The 230-nt window shown below is 65.7% G+C and carries 1 pseudogene; it reads right to left on the minus strand.

Annotation, left to right across the window (positions count from 1 at the left end):
• Positions 1-230: pseudogene (locus tag FGF66_RS12780) on the minus strand (TIGR02594 family protein); the annotation flags it as partial.

Raw genomic sequence — 230 nt, forward strand, 5'->3', positions numbered from 1 at the left:
CGACGGCACCAACGGCGGGCTTGTCGAGCTTGACCGGCAGTTTCAGCCAGGCGCGCGCCGCAGCCCCGCCAGTGACGATAGGAAGGCCGGCTTCGACCAGCACCCCACCGACGAAGGCACCGCACCATGCGGTTTCATCGTCCCGGAAGCTGGCCTTGATCGCCTGCCACCATTTGAGAATGCGGGGCTCGTGCTTGGCCCCCTTGATTTCGCGCGTGCCGATATAGCTC

It is taken from the genome of Chlorobaculum thiosulfatiphilum (assembly GCF_006265165.1).
Lineage (GTDB): Bacteria > Bacteroidota > Chlorobiia > Chlorobiales > Chlorobiaceae > Chlorobaculum > Chlorobaculum thiosulfatiphilum.